The following is a 20,694-nucleotide window of genomic DNA, read 5'->3' on the forward strand; positions in this document are numbered from 1 at the left end:
CCGTAGCGAATTGCTTCTGGTTATATTAGGGCACGACGTTGACCATCGGTTTGGCCGTCATCTGCACATAGCGAGCGCCAAAGCCAATTAGTGAAGATTTGATCCCCCATACCGCCCCCGTCGTAATCGCCGTTTCCGGCGCATCCCCGAGCCCTACTTGCGTTACCCAACGAAGTCTTGTGCACTCCAATCGCGCGAGGGTTTGCTTCAGCCAACTGTGCCAATTCAGCGTGTGCACCAATAAATCCTTCGCTTCCTTGTAGAACTCGATAATTTTATCCTTTGTGATATGGTCCTTCCGCTTGTCTTTCAAGTCCACCTTTGCTTCGTTCACCGTCTCGGCTTGAAAGAAGATGCCGCGCGTAAAACCTCGAAATTGAATAATCGGGATGACAAAACGGTAGCGCACCAGCCCGAACAAAGCGCGTACCTCAATAGACAGCGTATCGTTATCCTTCACTCTTGAAAAATAAAATTCCCCGCGGATCCAGCTGAGTAAAGCCAGTACTATTGCGGCCGCGACAACGATACAGACGATTCCAACCCACAGCAAAGCCACAATCTCCTCCCTAAATTAAAAAACTCCATTATGAGAAACCATTCTCATCCATGGAGTTAGTATAGCCTGCAATAGGAAATGAGATGCATGACTGGAAGTGCCGCATTATACTTCGTCGCTCTCCAGTTCGTTCAAATCTTCCATCGTTAGCTGCTTCTGATCGTTCATCCGATCAAACAGCATGCGCGTCTCTTCTTCCAAATCGAAGTCGCCCTGGAAATTCGCCGAATCCGGCAATTCCTGAATCGAGTTCAATCCGAAATATTCTAAAAACTGCTTGGATGTTCCGTACAAGATCGGTCTTCCCACCGCATCTGCCCGGCCGACTTCTTCGATCAGATCTTTGCTGACCAGCGTGGCGAGCGCACGGTCGCATTTGACCCCGCGGATCTCTTCGATTTCCACGCGCGTTATTGGCTGCTTGTACGCTACAATGGACAGCGTTTCAAGCGCAGCCTGGGACAGTGTAGAACGGGCAGGCGTATACGCGAGCCGCTCAAAATAAGGCGCATGTTCGGCCAGCGTCGTGAGCTGATAGCTGCCTGCAACCTCCACGATTTTGATGCCGCGACCTTTGCGTTTCCAATCCGTCCGCATATCTTTGAGCAGATCCTTCACGATATAGGCGTCGATCTCCATCACTTCCGCGAGCTGTTTGGCATCCAAGCCTTCATCGCCCGCCGCGAAGAGCAGGCCTTCAATAATCGATTTCATCTGTTGTATACTCAGTGTCAATGTTCCCTGCAACCTCCTCTTTCGCTTGAATGACAATATCATCAAACAACCGATGCTGATGGCACATAATCACTTTCATTTTCATTAGCTCAAGTATCGCCAAAAACGTCACGACGATTTCCTCGCGTGTCATTTCATAGTCGAACAGCTTGGAAAACAGCAGCTTTCCGCCGCGTTCTTTCAACAGGCCGACGACTTCTTTAATCCGATCCTTAACGGAAATCTCGTCTCTGCGAATCCGGGTCACCACATTGCGGTTCACCAGCTTGCGCAGTGTGCGGCGAAAGGCATAGAGCAAATCCGCAACATCCAGCCCCTCGACGGGATTTTCCTGCAAAACCTGCATGAACGGCGTCAAATCCTCCGGTTCACGCGTGAAAACGAGACTGCGTTCCACTTCCTTCTCCCGAAGCATATCCGCAATCGATTTATATTTCCGGTACTCAATCAGCTTGGCTACAAGCTCTGCACGCGGGTCATAGTCGTCATCCATATCGTAAAAATCTTCATCAAATTCAATGACAGGCGGCTTCGGCAGCAGCATCTTGCTCTTGATCGACAAAAGCGTCGCGGCCATCACGAGAAACTCACTCGCCACTTCCAGCTCAAGTTCCTGCATCGCTTGAACGTAGTCCATGTACTGCTCGGTAATCTCTTTAATCGGAATGTTATAAATATCGAGTTCGTTCTTATCAATAAGATGAAGCAAGAGATCAAGGGGCCCTTCAAATGCTTCCAGCTTATACGTAACTTTCATGTCGTTCTACCCCTTGTCAAAGTGAATAAAGGTACATAATGACCTGTGCAACATACGGATAGCCATGGCTTAGCAGCCATTGTCCAACCGGGGTAATCATGAGAAACAGCACAAGCACAAGCGCATGCCGCTCGTACTGCGCCAGTTTACGCTGTTTGCCTGGAGACAAAAAGCCTTTCCAAATCGCCCAGCCATCGAGCGGGTACAACGGCAAGAAATGGATAAGACCGAGCATCACATTGACAATAACGGCGTACTGCAAGTAGACGCGCCACATTTCCACGTCCAGCGTTTCCATCCTGGCGCCGAACGTTTCGGGAAGCGTAAAATTCAGCCACCAAAAGACGATGCCAAGAAACACATTCATAAGCGGACCGGCCGCATAGACAAGTGTGTTCGCCAGCCTTGGCCAACGGAGAAATTGGCTCGCCTCAATCGGCAGAGGCTTGGACCAACCGTAAGGACCGAACAGCGTCATCGCAAGCCCCAGAGTGTCAAGACGCCCCAAGGGATTGATAGCGGCTGCCATGCCGCGCTTGAAAGCGCGATTCCCAAGAAGCCATGCGGCCCCTAGATGTGCGGCGTCATGCAGCGCCATCGCCACAAGAAAGGCACACAGCCGGGGCAGCAAGGTTTCGAGATGGAAATACAATAACATTAGGACTGGAATTGTTTCGACAAATTCGCCATTTCAATCGCGGTTGCCGCAGCTTCCCAGCCTTTGTTGCCCGCTTTCGTGCCTGCACGCTCAACAGCTTGTTCAATGGAATCCGTCGTCAATACACCGAAAATCGTCGGCACACCGGTTTTCAAATTGATCGCTGCCACGCCTTTGGCAACTTCGCCGCACACGTAGTCAAAATGAGGCGTTGACCCCCGAATGACGGCTCCAAGCGTAATGACAGCGTCATATTTGCCGCTTTCCGCCATTTTTTGCGCGATCAGCGGGATTTCGAATGCGCCCGGTACCCAGGCGATGTCGATTTCGTCTTCTTGCACGCCGTGGCGCTTCAAAGCGTCCTGCGCGCCGCCGAGCAGCCTGGATGTAATAAACTCGTTAAACCGGCCTACGACGATCCCATATTTTAAATTCTGCGATACTAAATGTCCTTCAAAAATCGTTGCCATGTTCGTTCGTCTCCTTTTCCGGTTAAAAAAATCTTCTATGGTTTAGATGCCGCTGCCAGAATCGATGAAAGTCAGCATGTGGCCCAGCTTTTGCTTTTTCGTTTTGAGATAGTTCAGGTTGTGCTTCTTGCTTTCCATTTGGATCGGCACCCGTTCCGCTACTTCCAGACCGTAGCCTTCAAGGCCTTTGATTTTGCGCGGATTGTTCGTTAACAAACGAAGCTGGGTAATTCCGAGATCTTTCAAAATTTGCGCGCCGATGCCGTAATCCCGAAGATCCGGAGCAAACCCAAGCTTAATATTCGCTTCCACGGTATCCAATCCCTGCTCCTGCAGGGCATACGCCTTCAATTTATTGATTAATCCGATGCCGCGGCCTTCCTGACGCATATATAATAATACACCATTGCCCTCTTCATCAATCTGTTTTAACGCCGCTTCGAGCTGCGGACCGCAATCACAACGGTGAGAATGGAAAATATCGCCAGTCAGACATTCCGAATGCACGCGCACGAGTGTCGGCTTGGAGGGATCAATGTCTCCTTTGACCAAAGCGACATGCTCTTTGTTATCAAGCTGATTCGTATAGGCAATCGCCCGGAACGTGCCAAAATCGGTCGGAAGCTGAATCTCTACTTCCCGCTGTACGAGCTTCTCCCGCTGGTTGCGGTAGTGGATCAAATCCTGAATCGTAATGATGCACAGCCCGTGCTTCGAGGCAATGTCCATTAAGTCAGGCACGCGAGCCATGGTGCCGTCCTCTTTGATGACTTCACAAATGACGCCGGCCGGATAGGAGCCGCAGAGCACGGCTAGATCAACCGCTGCTTCCGTATGTCCAGCTCTGCGCAGGACGCCGCCTTTTTTCGCAATCAGTGGAAAAATATGACCCGGTCTGCGGTAATCCTGCGCCTTTGTTGCAGGGTCGATCAGGCTGAGCACCGTTTTGGCCCGCTCGTGTGCGGAAATGCCCGTGCTTGTCGTCACGTGGTCGACAGATACGGTAAACGCAGTCCCGTGGTAATCCGTGTTCCGCACCACCATCGGAGGCAGATCCAGCTCCTGCGCACGTTCCTCGGTAATGGGAGCGCAGACCAGCCCGCGGCCAACTTTAATCATAAAATTGATAACGTCCGGCGTCGTTTTGTCGGCCAGCGCGATAAAATCGCCTTCATTCTCGCGATCCTCATCATCGACGACGATAATCACTTTGCCTTCGGACAGTGCCGCCAGTGCTTCGTCAATCGTATTAAACGTATAGGTTTGTTCCATGGTATCCACCTCATCTGCGCGTTAACCACACGCGAAAGTTCATTTGCCTGATTGAGGGCTTACAAGAAGCCGTTGTCTGCCAGAAAAGAAGATGTTAGTCCGCCGCCCTGCCGCTTGCCGCTCGCTGCTTCGGGCCCCGCTGAACCGAACTTCAGCAGTCTCTCCATATATTTGCCCAGGACATCGCATTCAATGTTAACCGAGTCTCCCGGTTTTTTATCTTGCAGCACAGTCTGTGCCAGCGTATGCGGAATGATAGAGACCGCCACATCCTGGTCGGTCACGTCGACAACCGTCAAGGAAATGCCATCGATCGTAATGGATCCACCCGGTATGATATAGCGGAAAATCGCGGCTTTGGCCGGTTCGAACCGGTAGACGACCGCATTTTCCTCGGGGACGCGGGACGTGATCATGGCTGTCGTATCGACATGCCCCTGCACGATATGACCGCCGAAACGGCCGTTCGCCGCCATCGCCCGCTCCAGATTGACGCGCGCCCCGGTTTGCAGCGAGCGCAAGTTCGTTTTGCGGTACGTTTCCGGCATCACGTCCACCGCGAACGACTCCTTGTCGTAGGCGATGACCGTCAAGCAAACGCCGTTGACGGCGATGCTGTCGCCGAGATGCACGTCTTCGAGCACTTTCTTGGCCGCGATGGTCAGCACCATCGCCTGCCCTGCGCTATGAATGCGGCGCATCTGGCCGATTTCTTCAATGATGCCCGTGAACATGCGGCACCTCCTCCTTGTACATCGGATAGCCTGTTAGGCATACATCCGGTCCGAACTGCTCAACCTTCAGCCGATCCAGCTCGATGGCGTCCGCCATCTTCGCGAAGCCGGCGAAATCGATGTTCACCGGTGCTGCCGGTCCGCCGCCGATAATTTTCGGCGCAAACATCAGCACCATCTTGTCGATCAGGCGCTGCTCCAGCATCGCGCCGTTGAGCCGGCCTCCACCCTCGAGGAGGATGGAGCCGATCTCGCGCTCGCCGAGCTGCCGCATGGCGAGCCTGAGGTCCACCTGCGGCCCGTCGCCGCAGGTGAGCACCGTGACGCCGCGCGCTTCGAGCGCGGCTCGCCGCTCTGCGGGCGCCTGTTCGCTCGCGAGCAGGATCGTCGGTTGACGATCCTGCTCCGAGAGCACGCGGGCGCCCGGCGGGATGCGCAGCTGCGAGTCCGCGACGATCCGTACCGGCTGCACAGCCGGTACGTCGCCGCGCGCGCTCAGCTGCGGGTCGTCGGCGATGACGGTGTCAACGCCGACCATGATCCCCTGGTGCCGATGGCGCAGGGTATGCACAAAGGCGCGCGACGCCGGTGACGTGATCCACTTGCTGTCGCCGGTCTTGGCGGCGATCCGGCCGTCCAGCGTGCTCGCGGTTTTCATCGTCACGAACGGCAGCCGCGTGACGATGTACTTCACGAACGCCTCGTTCAGGCGTTCGGATTCCTCGGCGAGCAGCCCGGTCGTGACATCCACGCCGTGCTCGCGCAAGCGCGCAATCCCGCTGCCCGCGACGAGCGGGTTCGGGTCCGTCGCCGCCACGACGACGCGGCGCACGCCGGCTTCGATCAGCCGGTTGCTACACGGCGGCGTCTTGCCGTGATGGCTGCACGGCTCAAGTGTGACATAGGCTGTGCTGCCCCGCGCTTCTTCGCCCGCCATCTGCAGCGCAAGCACCTCCGCGTGGCCCTGTCCGCGCTTCAGATGCGCTCCCATGCCCACGATGCGGCCGTCGTTGACCAGCACACAGCCGACGACCGGGTTGATGCCGGTTTGGCCGAGCGCGCTTTGCGCGAGCTGCAGCGCGAGTCGCATGTAAGCTTCATCATTCAACACGTCCATGGTGATCACCGTTCCTTCTCTGCAATACATGCAAAAAGACCCCCATTCCGAATACCGGACGGGGGCCAGAGTTGTTAGAATACACGAATAAGCTTCAGCCATCATGCCTGCTGCATTTTTAAACATCTCAAACAAGACCGGTGGACATGCCTAAATAGACAGGTCTGCCGAATTTCAGGTGAATGTGAAAAAATGAACAAGCATGCAAAGCGAATCAACCATTCGCATCTTCCTTCTCCCATCCAGACTATACTGTCGGTCCCAGAGTTGCACTGGGTCAGCCGTAGCGAAGCTGTTGTCAGGTACCGCTAGCTTCACAACGGGTCACGGACTGATCGTACCCTGCCAGGTGGCATAGGCCGAATCACCGCCGGTGTGGAATTTCACCACGCCCCGAAGGTTTTGCATACTGGTAAAGAAATCGACAGTTTGAACTGTACATTTCTTTATTACTGAAAAATTTAACACTCACGTCTCGAAAATGCAAGGCCTTTTTTCATCCACCTGGCCACCTCGAAGAATATACGTTCCTCTATACGACAAAAAAACTGCCCGAACACCAGTGTCCAGGCAGCTCTTGAATGCAGCTTATGCTTCCACAACTTCGACTTTCGCCATTTTGTCTCTGCCTTTGAATGCGTCGACGTGCTCCATGCCTTTTGCCACTTTGCCGAATACGGTGTGTTGACCGTCCAGGTGAGGCTGCGGCTGGTAGCAGATGTAGAATTGGCTTCCGCCTGTGTTGCGGCCGGCGTGTGCCATTGCAAGTGTACCGCGCTCGTGCTTGTTCGGGTTGATTTCGCAGTTGATTTGGTAGCCAGGACCGCCAGTACCTGTCCCGGACGGACAGCCGCCTTGTGCTACGAAGCCAGGGATGACGCGATGGAAAACAAGTCCGTTATAGAAGCCGGAGTTTGCCAGTTTCTCAAAGTTTGCAACCGTGTTAGGCGCATCTTGGTCGAACAGGTCGATCAGGACCTCGCCGCCGTTTTCAAGTGTGATTTTTGCTTGTTTTGCCATGTGTTGTCACTCCTTTAGGAAATAATATCTTATTCTACTAAAAATGCCGCCAATACACAAACTTGGGGAGACGCCTACGAAAGAAGAAAGTGAGGATACGAGAACGGAGAGCTTCTGCTGTTTGAGAAAAAGTAGAGAAGCGGAACGTAATGACGCTATTTTCAAAAATCCGACGAATTTGTTTCATTTGGGGAGCGAGAGGCCCTTATTTGGGCTATTTTAAGCAAAATGGACGGCTAAAAGGCCGAATAAGGGCTCCTCGTTCCGCTTCCCGGCAGAATATTGTGAAAAACATCGAAATAGTTGCGTGTAGTTCCGTTATTCTGGCTGTCGGGGAAAAACTGGCTGCGACATGGCGGCGGCGGTGGCGGTGGCTCCCCCTGCGCTTCCCCAGGCACTCCCTACGTGCGGCACTCGCACCCTGCATGCTCCCCATGGTCTCACGCTGCCCCGTGCACGCTCTCCATGGTCTCACGCTGCCCCCTGCACGCTCCCCCATGGCCTCACGCTGCACCCTGCGCGCTCCTTCACCTCACTCGGGCACATTGCCACGCCTCCTAGCTTGGTCCCGTGTCCGCCCCGCGCCCTTCTATAAAAAAACACCCCTTCGCCACAACGCGGCTTCAGGGGCGCTCCTCTTTATGTTAGCACGTCTTCGACACTTGCTTCATCCGGTTCGGGATCACATCGTTGCCGACGATTTGCTCGAACGATTCGCGTTGGACGACGAGGTCGCTCTCGCCGTCTTTGACAAACACGACGCCCGGTCTGCGAATCCGGTTATAGTTGCTCGCCATCGCATAGTTATATGCGCCCGTGCAGGACACGGCCAAAATATCGCCAGCCTTCACCTTCGGCAGGTTCACGTCCCAAATGAGCATGTCGCCGCTCTCACAGCATTTGCCCGCGATGGAGACGACCTCTTCCGGCGCTTCGGCAGCGCGGTTCGCGAGCCCAGCTTCATAGACCGCCTCATACAGCGCAGGGCGTGGATTGTCGGTCATGCCGCCGTCGACCGCGACGTATTTGCGGACGCCCGGAATGTCTTTAGCGGAGCCGACGGTGTAGAGCGTCGTGCCGGCATCGCCGACGATGCTGCGGCCCGGCTCGACCCAAATTTCCGGCAGCGGATAATCATTCTGTCCGAAGTTCGATTTGATCGCGTCCGTAATCGCCTTGACGTAGACCGCAACCGGCAGCGGCGTATCCTCGGATACGTAGCGGATGCCAAAGCCGCCGCCCAAGTTGATGACGCGGAACGTCACATCTAGCTCGTCGCGCACTTGCACCGCGAACGACGCCATTTTCTCTGCTGCCATCGCGAAGCCTTCGACCTCGAAAATTTGCGAGCCAATGTGCGAGTGGATGCCGAGCAGATCAAGATTCGGCAACGCGGAAGCCTGCTGAATCGCTTTGTACGCCGAGCCGTTGCCCAGATCGAAGCCGAACTTGGAATCCGTCTGCCCCGTGGAGATATATTCATGCGTATGCGCCTCAACACCAGGCGTAATCCGCAGCAAAATGTTGACCTTTTGACGCTTCTCGCCGGCAATCACGTTCAGCAGCTCCAGCTCCGTGAAATTGTCCACGACGAAGCAGCCGATCTTCGCATCGATCGCCATCTCCATCTCCGAGATCGTCTTGTTGTTGCCGTGAAAATGGATGCGCTCCGCCGGAAAACCCGCTTGCAGCGCTGTGTATAATTCGCCGTCCGAGACGACGTCCAGAGACATACCTTCATCTTCGACGATCCGGCACATCGCCATGACGCAGAAGGCTTTGCTGGCATACGCAACTTGGAATTTCAGACCGGACGCCCGAAACGCTTCCACAAATTCGCGGCAGCGCTGGCGAACGAGCGCCTCGTCGAATACGTACAGCGGCGTGCCATACTCTGCGACGAGCTCGAGTGTATCGACACCGCCGATCTCGAGGTGGCCTTGATCGTTGATTTTACTGGTTCCATGTAAGTACATTGCTGGATGTTCCCCTCTCGCTTACCCATTGTCATGCCGTCATTCGCCTGATTGGATACATGCATTTCTATTTAAAGTATCATAGGGGACGACGTTTTGACAATACATGTACGGACCTTCACATACAAAAAGGGCTGGCGTCTACCAGCCCCGGAACAGCGCTTATTCCGGCTGCCTTGTTCCGTCGATCGGTTTCGTGATGCTGAGCCTCGTTTTGGATGCAAGTACCGGTTTGCGCATGATGATGGAGAAAAAGCTTTTGGCGTTGAACGGCAGGAAGGGCCACATATAGGGAGCTCCGTACGATTTACGACTCGCCAGGAAAATCAGCCAAATCGTGCTGCCGATTACCATGCCCGGCACGCCAAATATGGCGACGGTAACGAGCAGGCCAAGCCGGATAATCCGGTTCGCTAACCCCAGCTCATAGCTCGGCGTTGCGAACATCCCGATCGAAGCCAATGCGAGATACAGGATGACTTCATTAATGAATAATCCGGTCTTCACCGCGATGTCCCCGACCAGAATGGCAGCGACGAGTCCCATCGCTGTAGCAAGCGGCGAAGGGGTATGAACGGCGGCCATCCGCATCAGGTCGATTCCGATATCGGCAAGCAGGAACTGCGTCAGCAAGGGCAGGTGTCCTTCTTTTTGCGGTCCCAAAAACTCTAGGCCTGCCGGCTTCAATTCCGGATGCGCCACGATCAAATACCAGAGCGGCAGCAGGAAGATCGACATCAGGATGCCGGCAAACCGTACCCACCGCAAATACGTCCCGATAAATGGCGTTTGACGATACTCCTCCGCATGCTGAACATGGTGGAAAAACGTCGTCGGCAAAATCATGACCGAAGGCGACGTATCCACGAATACGCAGACGTGGCCCTCCAGCAAATGCGCGGAGACGACGTCCGGCCGCTCCGAATACCGCACCATCGGATACGGGTTCCACCCTTTATTCACAATGGCTTCCTCCAACTGCTTCTCACCCAGCGGAAGTCCGTCAATCTGCACCTGTTTCATGCGATCCTTGATTTCCTGCACTAGTTCGCTGTTGGCGATATCGCTGATGTATGCGACGCAGATGTCCGTCTTGGTTCGTTTCCCGATCTGCGAAATTTCCAGCTTGAGCCGTTCATCGCGAATGCGCCGCCGGACAAGCGTCACGTTCTGTAGCAGCGTTTCGGCAAAACCATCGCGCGAGCCCCGCACGACGCGCTCCAAATCCGGCTCGCCGATCGAGCGAACCGGATATGTTTTGGCATCGACGGCAATCGCTTCAGATTCGCCTTCGATAAAGAATCCGGAGCCGCCCATCAGCACCTGGCCGACGATCTCGGACATTTTCGCATACTTCTTGACCTGAACGTGCGGAATCAGTTCAGCAAAGAACGCCTCCAACGTGTGATGTTCAACCGCCTCTTCGCCGGCATACGATAACCGGGTAATAATATCCGTCAACACGGTATCTTTCACAAAGCCGTTACAATAGAAAATACCGACACGCTTGCCGCCGAACACCATCTCCCGCATCACCAGATCAAAGCTGCGATTCAGCCCGACGCGCTCCTCGAGCACACGCTGCACGTCGTACAGGTTCTGCGGGATGTGCTCCTGTTCTTTCAGCGCCTTCTCCTTCTCCGTCACCTGTGTTATCGGATTGTACGGAGACAAGTTGCCTTCGGCGTCGATGGCGAGCTTGTCCTGCTGCGCCTGCCCCTCGCCAGCCTTCTTCTCATCAGCTCCGCCTTCGGGCGCCGGTTTCAAAATAAATTTCATCTTCTCGCCTCCCTCGTTAATGCAATTAGTAGAACAACCATTCAAATAACGAACCGAACACTTTGCCAAAAATCATCGCCATCAGCAGTACGATGCGATACGAATCCAACCCCACCCGCTTGGCGAGAATCGGAAGAACATTGATAATCTCTGTCAGTGCCGCCGCCAGCATGCCAACGAAACAGCCGGCAAACAACCCTACGAACGCCGAGCCAAGTGGAAACAAATGAAAATGCGCATCGCTGAAATCGACCCAGGTAAACAGTAAGGAGCCGAGCACAACTGCGCCTTCGTACAGATGAATGCTGGTGAAAGATCGGGTGAGCTGCGCAAGCCTGGGGATAATGTCCAGTACGACGAGAAAAGCCACCATCCCGCTCCCGATAGAAATGCCGCCCGCCAAACCGATGAATGCGATCAAGCAGGCTTCCCCTACGGCCGCAATCACTGATTGTCACCTTTTTCATGAATTTTGCTGTACTCTTCGGTAATGACGTAATGGTTGACGCTTTCCTGGTACATGAACATTTCCACTTCCAGCGGACTCGGCTCTTCATTAAATTTCTTTTTAAACAAATGGTTGAAAAAGAGGACCATCCCCACGCCGATGCCGAGCGAATACGGGATTTGCAGTATAAGCGGATGCTCGACTTTCTTACCTGTCATAAGCTCATAGATACGTTGATGCACGTCCAGCATGGACACATCCGCGTGGAAATTCATAATGGTAAGGCCAGAACCGATAAACAGCAGCAGCCATACCAACGCAATTAGCAGCGGATTCGCCTTTCGATTATCCGTCGTAATTTCCAGCAGCACATGCGGCTCTCCATAATGCTCAATTTGCAGGTCGGGGAATCGCTCTCTAATTTTACCGATAATCAGCATCATGTCGAGCAGTACGCGATTGCCGTCCTCCTGCTGCGGCTGGTGAATAATCAGTTCATGCAGATCCTTTTCATACACCGGGTCCACGATCAATTGGGCAATCTGCCCCAGCTTGACGACTTGGCCTTTGCGCACGCAAGCCTTCCGCTGAAGGCGAATGTACATCACTTTGCTTGTCGGAAACACCATCGCTTCACAACTCCTTTCAGGAAGCCCGGAACGACCGTCGGCCGCCTCAATGGAAATCATCCAGCTATGATCGTAGTATGCAAAATGTTTCCTTGGCATAAACAATTTCCCCGGTGGTAAATTCTCCATGCATAATCCGCTTTCGCTCTTGGCATAGTAACGTTGAGCACCGCCAACTTCATCCAAATAAAGAAGGTGATAACATGGCAAAATTCGCGTTGACGCTCGTCATTATCGGCGCGCTGAACTGGCTTCTCGTCGGATTGTTTGAATGGGACCTCGTTTCAGCGATCTTCGGCGGCGATTCGCACCGGGAATCCTCCTGGCTCAGCCGCGTGGTGTATACGCTCGTCGGTCTTTGCGGCTTGGTGTGCATCAGATTTTATTCCACAAACCGCTACGCCCGCTAAGATCAAGCAGTTTGTGTAGGCTGACAAGCCGCTTCACCCCGCCACACCGGGCAACAAGCGGCTGCGGACTTATTCTCCCTACCGAGTAAACAACGAAAAACCGTCCTCCTTGCGGAGCACGGCTTGTTCGCATATACGTATTATTGAGCGATTTGATCTTTGATCGACTGCAAAATTTTCTTCTCCAGACGCGAAACCTGCACTTGGGAGATGCCTAACCTGCTCGCAACCTCCGATTGGGTCTGATCCCGGAAATAGCGCAGATAGACAATCAAGCGTTCCCGTTCGGATAGTGTACCGATGGCTTCGTTTAGCGCCAGCTTCTCAAACCATTTCTCGCCGGTCTCGTCTGAAATTTGATCCATCAACGTAATCGGATCCCCGTCATTCTCAAACACCGTCTCATGAATAGACGAAAGCGGTTTATTCGCCTCTTGCGCGAAGACAACCTCCTCCGCGGTAATCATCAGTTCTTCAGCGACTTCCTTAATCGTCGGAAGCCTGCCAAGCCTCTTCGAAAGCTCGTCTTTCGTTTTCCGAATCTTATTCGCCAATTCCTTCAGCGAGCGGCTCACCTTCAAGGTGCCGTCATCCCGCAGAAAGCGTTGGATTTCACCGATAATCATCGGAACCGCATATGTCGAAAACTTCACATCGTAGGATAAATCGAATTTATCCACGGACTTTAGCAGCCCAATACAACCGATTTGGAACAAGTCTTCGGCTTCGTATCCCCGGTTCAAAAACCTCTGAACCACGGACCACACCAATCGGATATTGCAGCTGACAAGTGTTTCTCTGGCGAGTCCATCTCCGGATTGGCTGAGCGCGATGAGCCGTTTGACTTCCGAATCGTCTAAATAACTATGAGAAGCATGCTTCAGATCAACATCCATAGATCCTACTCCTAATTGTATAAAGCTTTTTTAGATTCAATTCGCTTCAACATGTTTATTTTCGTTCCGATGCCAACAGCCGTCACAATATCCACTTCGTCCATGAAATTTTCCATGATCGTAAAGCCCATGCCCGAGCGCTCCAGCTCCGGCTTCGACGTGTACAGCGGCTCTTTTGCCTGCTCCAAATCCGCAATGCCCGCACCCTTGTCCTCGATCGTCAAGCGAACCAAATCCCCCTCGATCTCGGCCGAAATCGTCACAATGCCATCCGGCTTACTATCATAACCGTGAATGATCGCATTCGTCACGGCTTCCGAAATGACCGTCTTGATATCCGTCAATTCATCCAGAGTCGGGTCAAGCTGGGAAATAAAAGCAGCGACAGCCACACGCGCAAAGGCTTCATTCTCCGAACGAGCGGCAAACTGAAGTTGCATAAAATTACGTTCGCTCATAGCGCAACCTCCAGACTGGACATTGCATTACGTTCATTTTCATGAATCGCGACAATTTTGAACATGCCGGAAAGCTCAAACAATCGATAGACGGCCGGAGAAACGTCACAGACGACCATTTTACCGCCTTTGCTCGTAATTTGCTTATAACGGCCTAGAATCACGCCGAGACCTGAGCTGTCCATGAAGGAAAGATCTTTCAAACTGAGGATGACGTGCTGCGTCTGCTCTTTGGCAATCGCTTCCTCCATCCGCGCTTTCACACTTTCCGCCGTGTGATGATCCAACTCGCCTCTTAATCTAACAATTAGCGCTCTTCGGCCTTGCTCGAATTCAATTTGCAGGCTCAACCAGTCCACTCCCTTCACAGTCATGAACATAGGTTTCTACAGTCGGGGAGACATTTCCTGCCCCCCGACAAAACTAGAAGAAAAGCGCTAAAAGTAGGTAAAATACGCGAGATTTCGCCGTCAGTCAGTATGGAAGAGTGAAGACGTCGTCCGTTTGAAGAGCTTCCACCAGGACGCTTTGGCCACGTCGGCCGGCGATTCCAGCGGGTATTCCGCAATGACGGCGTCGCCGTTGTAGACAACGATTTTACCAATCGGCTGACCTGTGCGAACCGGCGCTTTGATAGACGTATCCAGCACCAGCTCATGTCGGATATTCGCAGTATCGGTGCCTTTTTTCATCAACATGCTGTAATTTTGCTTCGCAGTGAGCGGCAAGGAGGAAACCTCGCCTTTATTGATCATAAATTCGCCGAGCTGATCGCCGGTTTTAAAGATCGGGTAGTTCATATATTGCGCAAACGCATAATCAAAAAGCTTCGTGACTTCTGCATTCCGTGTTTTCGTGTTCGGCTCGCCGAGCACCACGGCGATAACGCGCAGATTGTCGCGTTTGGCTGTGGCGGACAGGCAGAACTTGGCTTCGCTCGTGTAGCCGGTTTTGAGGCCGTCTGCGCCGCTGTAGAAGCGTACGAGCTTGTTCGTATTGACCAGCCAGAACGGCTTCGGCGAGTCTTTGCGCAAATAGTCCTGATACGCGCCTGTAAAGCTCGTAATACCTTCATGCTTGAGCAGCTCCCGCGACATAATGGCGATGTCATTCGCCGTTGTATAGTGATTCGCCACCGGCAAGCCGTTGCAATTGGAGAAATGCGTATTTTTCATGCCGAGCTGTTGCGCGCGTTCGTTCATCATGCTGACAAAATTTTCTTCCGAACCTGCGATTTTCTCCGCCATCGCAACCGACGCATCGTTGCCGGAAGCCATCGCAATGCCTTTGAGCATCTCTTGTACGGTCATCTGCTCGCCAGGCTCCAGGAAGATTTGCGAGCCTCCCATAGAAGCTGCATACTCGCTGACTGACACTTTCTCGTCCATTTTGAGCGAGCCTTTGTCGATCGCTTCCATGATGAGCAGCATCGTCATAATTTTCGTGATGCTGGCCGGCGGCAGCTTGACATCCTTGTTTTTCTCGGCGATGACCGTCCCCGTATCCGCATCCATGAGCACGGCGGATTGGGCGTTCGGCGTCAAATCGACAGGTTGCGGCTTACTTTCCGCAGCGAAGACAGACGGCAGCACCAGCATCGCACACAATTGGAAACAAATGAAACTTAACAGCCCTTTTTTACGCATAGCAATTGTACCCCTCCTGAGATGTATCACATGTTAGTTTTGGCAGTTGCATCAAGAATGACTGCTATTCAGTTTGGACGATTTTCCTGCAAAATATTCCAAAACATGCAAAAAACCTTCCGGTTTCCCGGAAGGCTTCTGCTCTGGCTAAACAATCACATCATAAATCAATTGCAGCGGAGCCGGCTTCGCCTCCGCGATTGCATAGGCGCCTCGAATCATCGCCTCGACTTCCCGCACATCCTCCCGATTCGCATGAATGGTGCAGATCGACTCACCTGGCGCGACCTTGTCGCCGATCTTCTTATTCAGCGTCAGCCCGACCGCGTAATCGATACTGTCTTCCTTCTTGGCACGCCCCGCGCCAAGAAGCATAGCGGCAATACCGATCTGCTCGGCATTAATACGAGAAACGTAGCCGGTCTCAACCGCAGCCACTTCGAAGCTATAGCGCGCCGTCGGCAGCAGCTCCGGGTGATCGACCACCCGTGCATCGCCGCCCTGGCTCGCGACGAATCGCCGGAACGCCTCCACAGCTTGACCGCTGAGAATGACGTCCTTCACCTTATTCCGAGCCGCTTCATAGTCCGTGTCGCCGGTGCCCAGCATGATCATATAGGCGGCGACCGCGACCGCGACTTCCGTCAGCTCCGCATCGCCGGTGCCGCGCAGCACCTCCAAAGCCTCGCGAATTTCATTCGCATTGCCGATTTCACGGCCGAGCGGCTGCTCCATGTCCGTAATCATCGCAATCGTCTTCCGATTCAATCGGTTGCCGATGTCCACCATCGTCCGCGCAAGCACCCGCGCATCCTCGACCGTCTTCATGAACGCGCCCGAACCGATCTTTACGTCAAGCACGATGGCGTCTGCGCCAGAGGCGATTTTCTTGCTCATGATGGAACTCGCGATCAGCGGAATCGAATCCACGGTTGCGGTGACGTCGCGCAGTGCGTACATTTTTTTGTCCGCCGGAGCGAGGTTGCCGCTCTGCCCGACGATAGCAATTTTGTTCGTATTGACCGCCTGAATAAAGGCTTCGCTCGACAGCTCGATCTGGAATCCGGGAATCGACTCCAGCTTATCGACCGTGCCGCCTGTGTGGCCAAGGCCGCGGCCGGACATTTTCGCCACGGGAATGCCAAGCGAGGCCACAACCGGCCCGACGATCAGCGATATTTTATCTCCGACGCCCCCGGTAGAATGCTTATCGACCTTGACTCCTTCAATAGCCGACAAATCCACTCGATCCCCGGATTCCACCATCGCCGACGTCAAATATGAAATCTCTTCATTTGTCATACCATTTAAAAAGGTCGCCATCAGGAACGCCGACATCTGATAATCCGGCGCGCCGCCGTGAGTATATTCCTGGATCACAAACGCGATTTCTTCCTGGGTAAGCGCTTCGCCTTCGCGCTTTTTATGTATGACATCCACCATCCGCATGTCGATTCCTCCTTCTATAACTGACCCTTGTATTATAACCTGCGAAAAAGAAAAAAGGGAGCTGCAGGAGCCCCCCCTTTAATTTCTCTTATTGTACGACCAGCTTTGTTTTCATCGTCGCGTGACCTTCGCCGCATGGAAGCACGCACTCGATTTCATATGTACCCGGTTTATCGAATTTTACTTCTTTGGAAGGATTCTCTTTGTCCAAGTGGATGTCCAGACCTTTAATTTCAACTGCATGGACGCCTTCTTTCAGTGACAAGGAAACCTTGGTTGTTTCTCCGGATTTCACTGTGTAATTCGCATTATCAAATTGCCAGTTCGATGCTACAATCTTGAGTTGTGGCAATTTGCTAGCTGCAGCCTCTGCTTCCTGTGCCTCTTGGCGTTCGGAAATATCTTGAAAGAGGACCCCAAGCCCTAACACGCCCGCAAGTATAAATAGTACGAAGAAAATCCACTTTTGCATGCTTATCCCCCTCATAGGTTGTTCACTTCATCTATTCTACCTAACATCCGCGTAGAATCCCATAGCCAGTTCGTGGCAAAATGTTGACTGTTTTGTGACAGAATTGTGAAACCTCACTGGCTATAGGGTTGCCTAATCTTGACGAATATACACGGATTCGCTTGTCCGATTTTAGGAAGAAGTGAGCGGTACTTCCCGTACGAAGGCTTTGACAAGCGCAATAAACTTCGGTTTCGTGCGATTTGCAACCGCAACGACCTGCTCGTGCGTTAATGGCTCGAGTTCTTCGCCAATCGCCATGTCGGTGATGCAGGAGATGCCGAGCACCTTGAGGCCTGCATGACGCGCGGCGATCACTTCACCGACCGTCGACATGCCGATGGCGTCACCGCCGATGCGCGCGAGCATCGTCAGTTCGGCCGGCGTGCAATACGTCGGCCCGGTAATGCCCGCGTAGACGCCTTCCTGCAGTTTGAGCGGCACGCCGTCTTCGCCCACGACCGAAGCAGCCAGTTCATGCGCCAGCTTGCGGTAGAACTTGTCATACGCCTCGGACATGTCCGGGAACCGTACGCCGAGCTCATTGTGGTTCGGCCCGATCAGCGGGTTGGCGCCCGTCATATTCAAGTGGTCGCTGATCACCATCAGATCCCCCGCTTGAAAAGAACGGTTCATCCCGCCGGCGGCGTTCGTCATCACGACCGTCTGCACGCCGATCGCTCTCATGACGTAGACGGGGAATACCACCTTTTGCATGTCGTACCCTTCGTAAAAATGAAAACGGCCCTGCATCACGATGACCGATTTGCCTTCGAGCGTACCCGCAACGAAACGGCCCGCATGGCCTTCCACAGTCGATACCGGGAAATGCGGCACCTCGTTGTAATCAATGGCAATCGGATGTTCCACCTGCTCGGCCATGTCGCCGAGACCGGAACCGAGCACGAGCCCGATCGCCGGTTTAACACCGCCCAGTTTCGATTGGATAAACTGCGCCGCTTCTTGAATTTGTTCTATGTAAGTTGGTGCCATGATTGTTGAACTCCTTTTCTATAACGCACTGATAATACCGAGTACGAGCTTCAGGAACTTCGGCTTCACCCGCTCCGTCGTCTCCATCACTTCCGCATGGGACAGCGGTTGGTCGAGTATGCCCGAGGCCATATTGGAAATGCAGGAGAAGCCCAGCACTTCAATGCCGGCATGGCGCGCAACGATCACTTCCGGCACGGTCGACATGCCGACGGCGTCGCCGCCAAGCGTACGGAACATGCGAATTTCGGCCGGCGTCTCGTAGTTCGGCCCGAGCAAGCCGACATACACTCCCTCTTGCAATTTAAAATCCTGCGAAGCCGCCACATCATGCGCCAATTTGCGCAGACGCTTGCTGTACGCTTCCGACATATCCGGGAAGCGCACGCCGAGTGCCGGATCGTTCGGGCCGATGAGCGGATTTTTAAACGTCAGATTCAAATGATCCGCAATGACCATCAGATCGCCGACTTGATACGATTCGTTGATGCCGCCTGCCGCATTGGTTACGATCAGCGTCTGAACGCCGAGCGCCTTCATGACGCGCACAGGGAACGAAACCGTCTCAGGGCCGTAGCCTTCATAGGCGTGAAAGCGGCCTTTCATGATAATGACCTGCTTGCCTTCGATCTCGCCGACTACAAGCTCGCCGGCATGTCCTTCAACGGTAGACACCGGGAAATGCGGGATGCGGGCGTAGTCAATAACGATCGGCTGCTGGATCAAATCAGCCAGTACGCCGAGGCCCGAACCAAGAATTAGTCCGATTTGCGGAGTGATTTTTGTTTCTCGGGAAATAAAATCCGCCGCTTCTTGAATTTGCGCGATCAAAGATGATGGGGTTGTCATCGTCGTGGTTCCTCCTCAATATGTAAATTGCGCCTCCCGCGATTCGGGGGCTACTTTAATACATGCAAAAAGCTTTCACCATGTCCCGTATACGTCACGATGAAATTGTCGGCGATCGTCGCGCCCAAATCCGCAAATGTCGCGCGAATGCCTAGCGAAGCCGGCTCACCCAGGCTTGGACTGTAAATCAGAATCGGCACATACTCTCGCGTATGGTCGGTACCCGGATGAATCGGATCATTGCCGTGATCAGCGGTAAAAATCAGCAAATCGTTCGGACCGATGCCCGCCTTTAGCTGTGGCACGGCGTTATCGAATTCGATCAAAGCTTGACCGTAACCCTCCGGATCGCGGCGATGGCCATAAAGCGAATCGAAATCAACGAGATTCGTAAACGCGAGCCCTTTGAACGGGGAGGCTATCACTTCAATCGTGCGCTGAATGCCGTCCATATTACTTTTCGTCGTATAGGACTTCGTTACGCCCTCGCCATCGAAGATGTCGTTGATTTTACCGATCGCAATGACATCCAGGCCGGCATCTTTCAAGTGATTCATCACCGTTGGCTCCGGCGGCTTCACCGCATAGTCATGCCGGTTCGGCGTCCGCTTGAACGCGCCGGGCTTGCCGACATAAGGCCGTGCGATGACCCGCCCGACGGAGAATTCGTCCTGCATTGTCAGCCTTCTGGCGATTTCGCAAGCCTTGTACAGCTCTTCGAGCGGAATGACGTCCTCATGAGCCGCCAACTGAAACACGCTGTCCGCGGACGTGTACACGATCCAGCTGCCGGTCTTCATTTGCTCCTCGCCGAGCTCATCCAGAATCTCCGTTCCGGATGCCGGCTTGTTGCCAAGCACCTTGCGGCCGGTCTCCTGCTCGAACTGCGTGATAAGCGCCTCCGGAAACCCGTTCGGAAACACGTTGAACGGCGTGGTCATTTTGAGGCCCATCAGCTCCCAGTGGCCGGTCATCGTGTCCTTGCCGACGGACACCTCCGCCATTTTGCCAAAGTAAGCTTCCGGTGTATCCGTCTGCGGCACGCCTTGCAGCGGAGCAATGTTGCCGAGCCCCATCTTCGCCAGATTCGGCAGTGCGAAGCCGTTCACCCGCTCGGCGATATGTCCAAGCGTGTGGGCGCCGACATCGCCAAATTCCCCGGCGTCCGGCAGTTCGCCAATGCCCACACTATCTAAAACGATGAGACTGATTCGTTCAAAACGCATATGCTTTCCTCCAAATCTTACCGAATCGTATAAGTGTAGCAGCACTCTACATTATCGCATTTCCGCCCCCTGAATGCAAAACAGCAGCCTTCCGTAGGAAGC

At 53.6% G+C, this 20,694-nt stretch carries 23 protein-coding genes and 1 riboswitch; of the genes, 1 reads left to right on the top strand and 22 read right to left on the bottom strand.

Translation table 11 applies throughout. From position 1 onward, the window contains the following. Nucleotides 1-25: 25 nt before the first annotated feature. The 13 genes from EJQ19_RS10400 to EJQ19_RS10460 form a co-directional block, all read right to left on the bottom strand. Nucleotides 26-553 carry a DUF2953 domain-containing protein gene (locus EJQ19_RS10400; RefSeq protein WP_206438397.1) on the bottom strand — a complete coding sequence of 176 codons (528 nt, stop codon included), beginning with the start codon at nt 551-553 and terminating at the stop codon, nt 26-28. A gap of 111 nt (nt 554-664) precedes the next feature. Then, the gene (gene scpB, locus EJQ19_RS10405; RefSeq protein ID WP_126141292.1) at nt 665-1,288 is read right to left on the bottom strand and encodes an SMC-Scp complex subunit ScpB; all 624 of its coding nucleotides are present in this window, start codon (nt 1,286-1,288) and stop codon (nt 665-667) included. After that, the gene (locus tag EJQ19_RS10410; RefSeq protein ID WP_126141154.1) at nt 1,257-2,051 is read right to left on the bottom strand and encodes a segregation and condensation protein A; all 795 of its coding nucleotides are present in this window, start codon (nt 2,049-2,051) and stop codon (nt 1,257-1,259) included. The genes scpB and EJQ19_RS10410 overlap by 32 nt, the downstream gene beginning before the upstream one ends. A gap of 16 nt (nt 2,052-2,067) precedes the next feature. After that, complete coding sequence (locus EJQ19_RS10415) at nt 2,068-2,709, bottom strand: M50 family metallopeptidase (protein WP_206438398.1); 642 nt, start codon at nt 2,707-2,709, stop codon at nt 2,068-2,070. Beyond that, on the bottom strand, nt 2,709-3,179 hold the full coding sequence (ribH, locus tag EJQ19_RS10420) for a 6,7-dimethyl-8-ribityllumazine synthase (protein ID WP_126141156.1): 471 nt from the start codon (nt 3,177-3,179) through the stop codon (nt 2,709-2,711). The genes EJQ19_RS10415 and ribH overlap by 1 nt, the downstream gene beginning before the upstream one ends. Nucleotides 3,180-3,221: 42 nt before the next feature. Then, nucleotides 3,222-4,451 (bottom strand): bifunctional 3,4-dihydroxy-2-butanone-4-phosphate synthase/GTP cyclohydrolase II, encoded by a 1,230-nt coding sequence (locus EJQ19_RS10425; RefSeq protein ID WP_126141157.1) that lies wholly within the window; start codon nt 4,449-4,451, stop codon nt 3,222-3,224. A 59-nt stretch (nt 4,452-4,510) separates the two neighbouring features. Continuing rightward, nucleotides 4,511-5,185, bottom strand: a complete 675-nt coding sequence (gene ribE / locus EJQ19_RS10430) for a riboflavin synthase (protein ID WP_126141158.1) — start codon at nt 5,183-5,185, stop codon at nt 4,511-4,513. Beyond that, nucleotides 5,166-6,302, bottom strand: coding sequence for a bifunctional diaminohydroxyphosphoribosylaminopyrimidine deaminase/5-amino-6-(5-phosphoribosylamino)uracil reductase RibD (gene ribD / locus EJQ19_RS10435; RefSeq protein ID WP_126141159.1), 1,137 nt, complete (start codon nt 6,300-6,302; stop codon nt 5,166-5,168). The genes ribE and ribD overlap by 20 nt, the downstream gene beginning before the upstream one ends. Nucleotides 6,303-6,528: 226 nt before the next feature. Next, nucleotides 6,529-6,707, bottom strand: a riboswitch (FMN riboswitch). Between the two features lie 183 nt (nt 6,708-6,890). Beyond that, entirely contained in the window at nt 6,891-7,322 is a 432-nt protein-coding gene (locus EJQ19_RS10440; RefSeq protein ID WP_126141160.1) for a peptidylprolyl isomerase, read from the bottom strand. 644 nt (nt 7,323-7,966) lie between these two features. Continuing rightward, a complete protein-coding gene (lysA, locus tag EJQ19_RS10445; RefSeq protein WP_126141161.1) occupies nt 7,967-9,298 on the bottom strand; it encodes a diaminopimelate decarboxylase in 1,332 nt (443 codons plus the stop codon). A gap of 162 nt (nt 9,299-9,460) precedes the next feature. After that, nucleotides 9,461-11,077, bottom strand: coding sequence for a spore germination protein (locus tag EJQ19_RS10450; RefSeq protein ID WP_126141162.1), 1,617 nt, complete (start codon nt 11,075-11,077; stop codon nt 9,461-9,463). A 25-nt stretch (nt 11,078-11,102) separates the two neighbouring features. Continuing rightward, nucleotides 11,103-11,450: a stage V sporulation protein AB gene (locus EJQ19_RS10455; RefSeq protein WP_126141293.1), complete on the bottom strand. Its 348-nt coding sequence runs from the start codon at nt 11,448-11,450 to the stop codon at nt 11,103-11,105. 71 nt (nt 11,451-11,521) lie between these two features. Then, nucleotides 11,522-12,154, bottom strand: coding sequence for a stage V sporulation protein AA (locus EJQ19_RS10460; RefSeq protein WP_126141294.1), 633 nt, complete (start codon nt 12,152-12,154; stop codon nt 11,522-11,524). A gap of 203 nt (nt 12,155-12,357) precedes the next feature. On the opposite strand from EJQ19_RS10460, the gene EJQ19_RS10465 reads away from it, so the two are divergent. Next, on the top strand, nt 12,358-12,564 hold the full coding sequence (locus tag EJQ19_RS10465; protein ID WP_126141163.1) for a DUF378 domain-containing protein: 207 nt from the start codon (nt 12,358-12,360) through the stop codon (nt 12,562-12,564). Nucleotides 12,565-12,704: 140 nt separating this feature from the next. On the opposite strand, the gene sigF is transcribed toward EJQ19_RS10465, so the two are convergent. From sigF to deoB, 9 genes are all read right to left on the bottom strand, one after another. Beyond that, complete coding sequence (sigF, locus tag EJQ19_RS10470; RefSeq protein WP_126141164.1) at nt 12,705-13,460, bottom strand: RNA polymerase sporulation sigma factor SigF; 756 nt, start codon at nt 13,458-13,460, stop codon at nt 12,705-12,707. Nucleotides 13,461-13,471: 11 nt separating this feature from the next. Further along, entirely contained in the window at nt 13,472-13,918 is a 447-nt protein-coding gene (spoIIAB, locus tag EJQ19_RS10475; protein ID WP_126141165.1) for an anti-sigma F factor, read from the bottom strand. Then, a complete protein-coding gene (gene spoIIAA, locus EJQ19_RS10480; RefSeq protein WP_126141166.1) occupies nt 13,915-14,268 on the bottom strand; it encodes an anti-sigma F factor antagonist in 354 nt (117 codons plus the stop codon). The genes spoIIAB and spoIIAA overlap by 4 nt, the downstream gene beginning before the upstream one ends. A 120-nt stretch (nt 14,269-14,388) precedes the next feature. Beyond that, nucleotides 14,389-15,564: a D-alanyl-D-alanine carboxypeptidase family protein gene (locus EJQ19_RS10485; protein WP_126141167.1), complete on the bottom strand. Its 1,176-nt coding sequence runs from the start codon at nt 15,562-15,564 to the stop codon at nt 14,389-14,391. Nucleotides 15,565-15,711: 147 nt separating this feature from the next. Continuing rightward, the gene (locus EJQ19_RS10490; RefSeq protein ID WP_126141168.1) at nt 15,712-17,013 is read right to left on the bottom strand and encodes a pyrimidine-nucleoside phosphorylase; all 1,302 of its coding nucleotides are present in this window, start codon (nt 17,011-17,013) and stop codon (nt 15,712-15,714) included. Nucleotides 17,014-17,101: 88 nt separating this feature from the next. Further along, a complete protein-coding gene (locus EJQ19_RS10495; RefSeq protein WP_126141169.1) occupies nt 17,102-17,485 on the bottom strand; it encodes a cupredoxin domain-containing protein in 384 nt (127 codons plus the stop codon). A gap of 171 nt (nt 17,486-17,656) precedes the next feature. Then, nucleotides 17,657-18,517 (bottom strand): purine-nucleoside phosphorylase, encoded by an 861-nt coding sequence (locus EJQ19_RS10500; RefSeq protein ID WP_126141170.1) that lies wholly within the window; start codon nt 18,515-18,517, stop codon nt 17,657-17,659. 18 nt (nt 18,518-18,535) lie between these two features. Next, the gene (locus tag EJQ19_RS10505; protein ID WP_126141171.1) at nt 18,536-19,366 is read right to left on the bottom strand and encodes a purine-nucleoside phosphorylase; all 831 of its coding nucleotides are present in this window, start codon (nt 19,364-19,366) and stop codon (nt 18,536-18,538) included. Nucleotides 19,367-19,416: 50 nt separating this feature from the next. Further along, nucleotides 19,417-20,592 carry a phosphopentomutase gene (deoB, locus tag EJQ19_RS10510; protein WP_126141172.1) on the bottom strand — a complete coding sequence of 392 codons (1,176 nt, stop codon included), beginning with the start codon at nt 20,590-20,592 and terminating at the stop codon, nt 19,417-19,419. Nucleotides 20,593-20,694: the final 102 nt, after the last annotated feature.

This window comes from Paenibacillus whitsoniae, from assembly GCF_003955665.1.
Taxonomy (GTDB): Bacteria; Bacillota; Bacilli; order Paenibacillales; family NBRC-103111; genus Paenibacillus_E; species Paenibacillus_E whitsoniae.

Bases quoted from the DNA above. Each gene is read 5' to 3' on its own strand.
- EJQ19_RS10465 (WP_126141163.1), top strand. From the start codon at position 12,358: ATGGCAAAATTCGCGTTGACGCTCGTCATTATCGGCGCGCTGAACTGG.
- ribH (WP_126141156.1), bottom strand. From the start codon at position 3,179: ATGGCAACGATTTTTGAAGGACATTTAGTATCGCAGAATTTAAAATAT.
- lysA (WP_126141161.1), bottom strand. From the start codon at position 9,298: ATGTACTTACATGGAACCAGTAAAATCAACGATCAAGGCCACCTCGAG.
- EJQ19_RS10490 (WP_126141168.1), bottom strand. From the start codon at position 17,013: ATGCGGATGGTGGATGTCATACATAAAAAGCGCGAAGGCGAAGCGCTT.
- ribE (WP_126141158.1), bottom strand. From the start codon at position 5,185: ATGTTCACGGGCATCATTGAAGAAATCGGCCAGATGCGCCGCATTCAT.
- EJQ19_RS10500 (WP_126141170.1), bottom strand. From the start codon at position 18,517: ATGGCACCAACTTACATAGAACAAATTCAAGAAGCGGCGCAGTTTATC.
- EJQ19_RS10410 (WP_126141154.1), bottom strand. From the start codon at position 2,051: ATGAAAGTTACGTATAAGCTGGAAGCATTTGAAGGGCCCCTTGATCTC.
- EJQ19_RS10425 (WP_126141157.1), bottom strand. From the start codon at position 4,451: ATGGAACAAACCTATACGTTTAATACGATTGACGAAGCACTGGCGGCA.
- EJQ19_RS10440 (WP_126141160.1), bottom strand. From the start codon at position 7,322: ATGGCAAAACAAGCAAAAATCACACTTGAAAACGGCGGCGAGGTCCTG.
- EJQ19_RS10415 (WP_206438398.1), bottom strand. From the start codon at position 2,709: ATGTTATTGTATTTCCATCTCGAAACCTTGCTGCCCCGGCTGTGTGCC.
- EJQ19_RS10485 (WP_126141167.1), bottom strand. From the start codon at position 15,564: ATGCGTAAAAAAGGGCTGTTAAGTTTCATTTGTTTCCAATTGTGTGCG.
- EJQ19_RS10495 (WP_126141169.1), bottom strand. From the start codon at position 17,485: ATGCAAAAGTGGATTTTCTTCGTACTATTTATACTTGCGGGCGTGTTA.
- EJQ19_RS10505 (WP_126141171.1), bottom strand. From the start codon at position 19,366: ATGACAACCCCATCATCTTTGATCGCGCAAATTCAAGAAGCGGCGGAT.
- EJQ19_RS10450 (WP_126141162.1), bottom strand. From the start codon at position 11,077: ATGAAATTTATTTTGAAACCGGCGCCCGAAGGCGGAGCTGATGAGAAG.
- ribD (WP_126141159.1), bottom strand. From the start codon at position 6,302: ATGGACGTGTTGAATGATGAAGCTTACATGCGACTCGCGCTGCAGCTC.
- sigF (WP_126141164.1), bottom strand. From the start codon at position 13,460: ATGGATGTTGATCTGAAGCATGCTTCTCATAGTTATTTAGACGATTCG.
- EJQ19_RS10455 (WP_126141293.1), bottom strand. From the start codon at position 11,450: ATGGTGGCTTTTCTCGTCGTACTGGACATTATCCCCAGGCTTGCGCAG.
- deoB (WP_126141172.1), bottom strand. From the start codon at position 20,592: ATGCGTTTTGAACGAATCAGTCTCATCGTTTTAGATAGTGTGGGCATT.
- EJQ19_RS10460 (WP_126141294.1), bottom strand. From the start codon at position 12,154: ATGGTGTTTCCGACAAGCAAAGTGATGTACATTCGCCTTCAGCGGAAG.
- spoIIAB (WP_126141165.1), bottom strand. From the start codon at position 13,918: ATGAGCGAACGTAATTTTATGCAACTTCAGTTTGCCGCTCGTTCGGAG.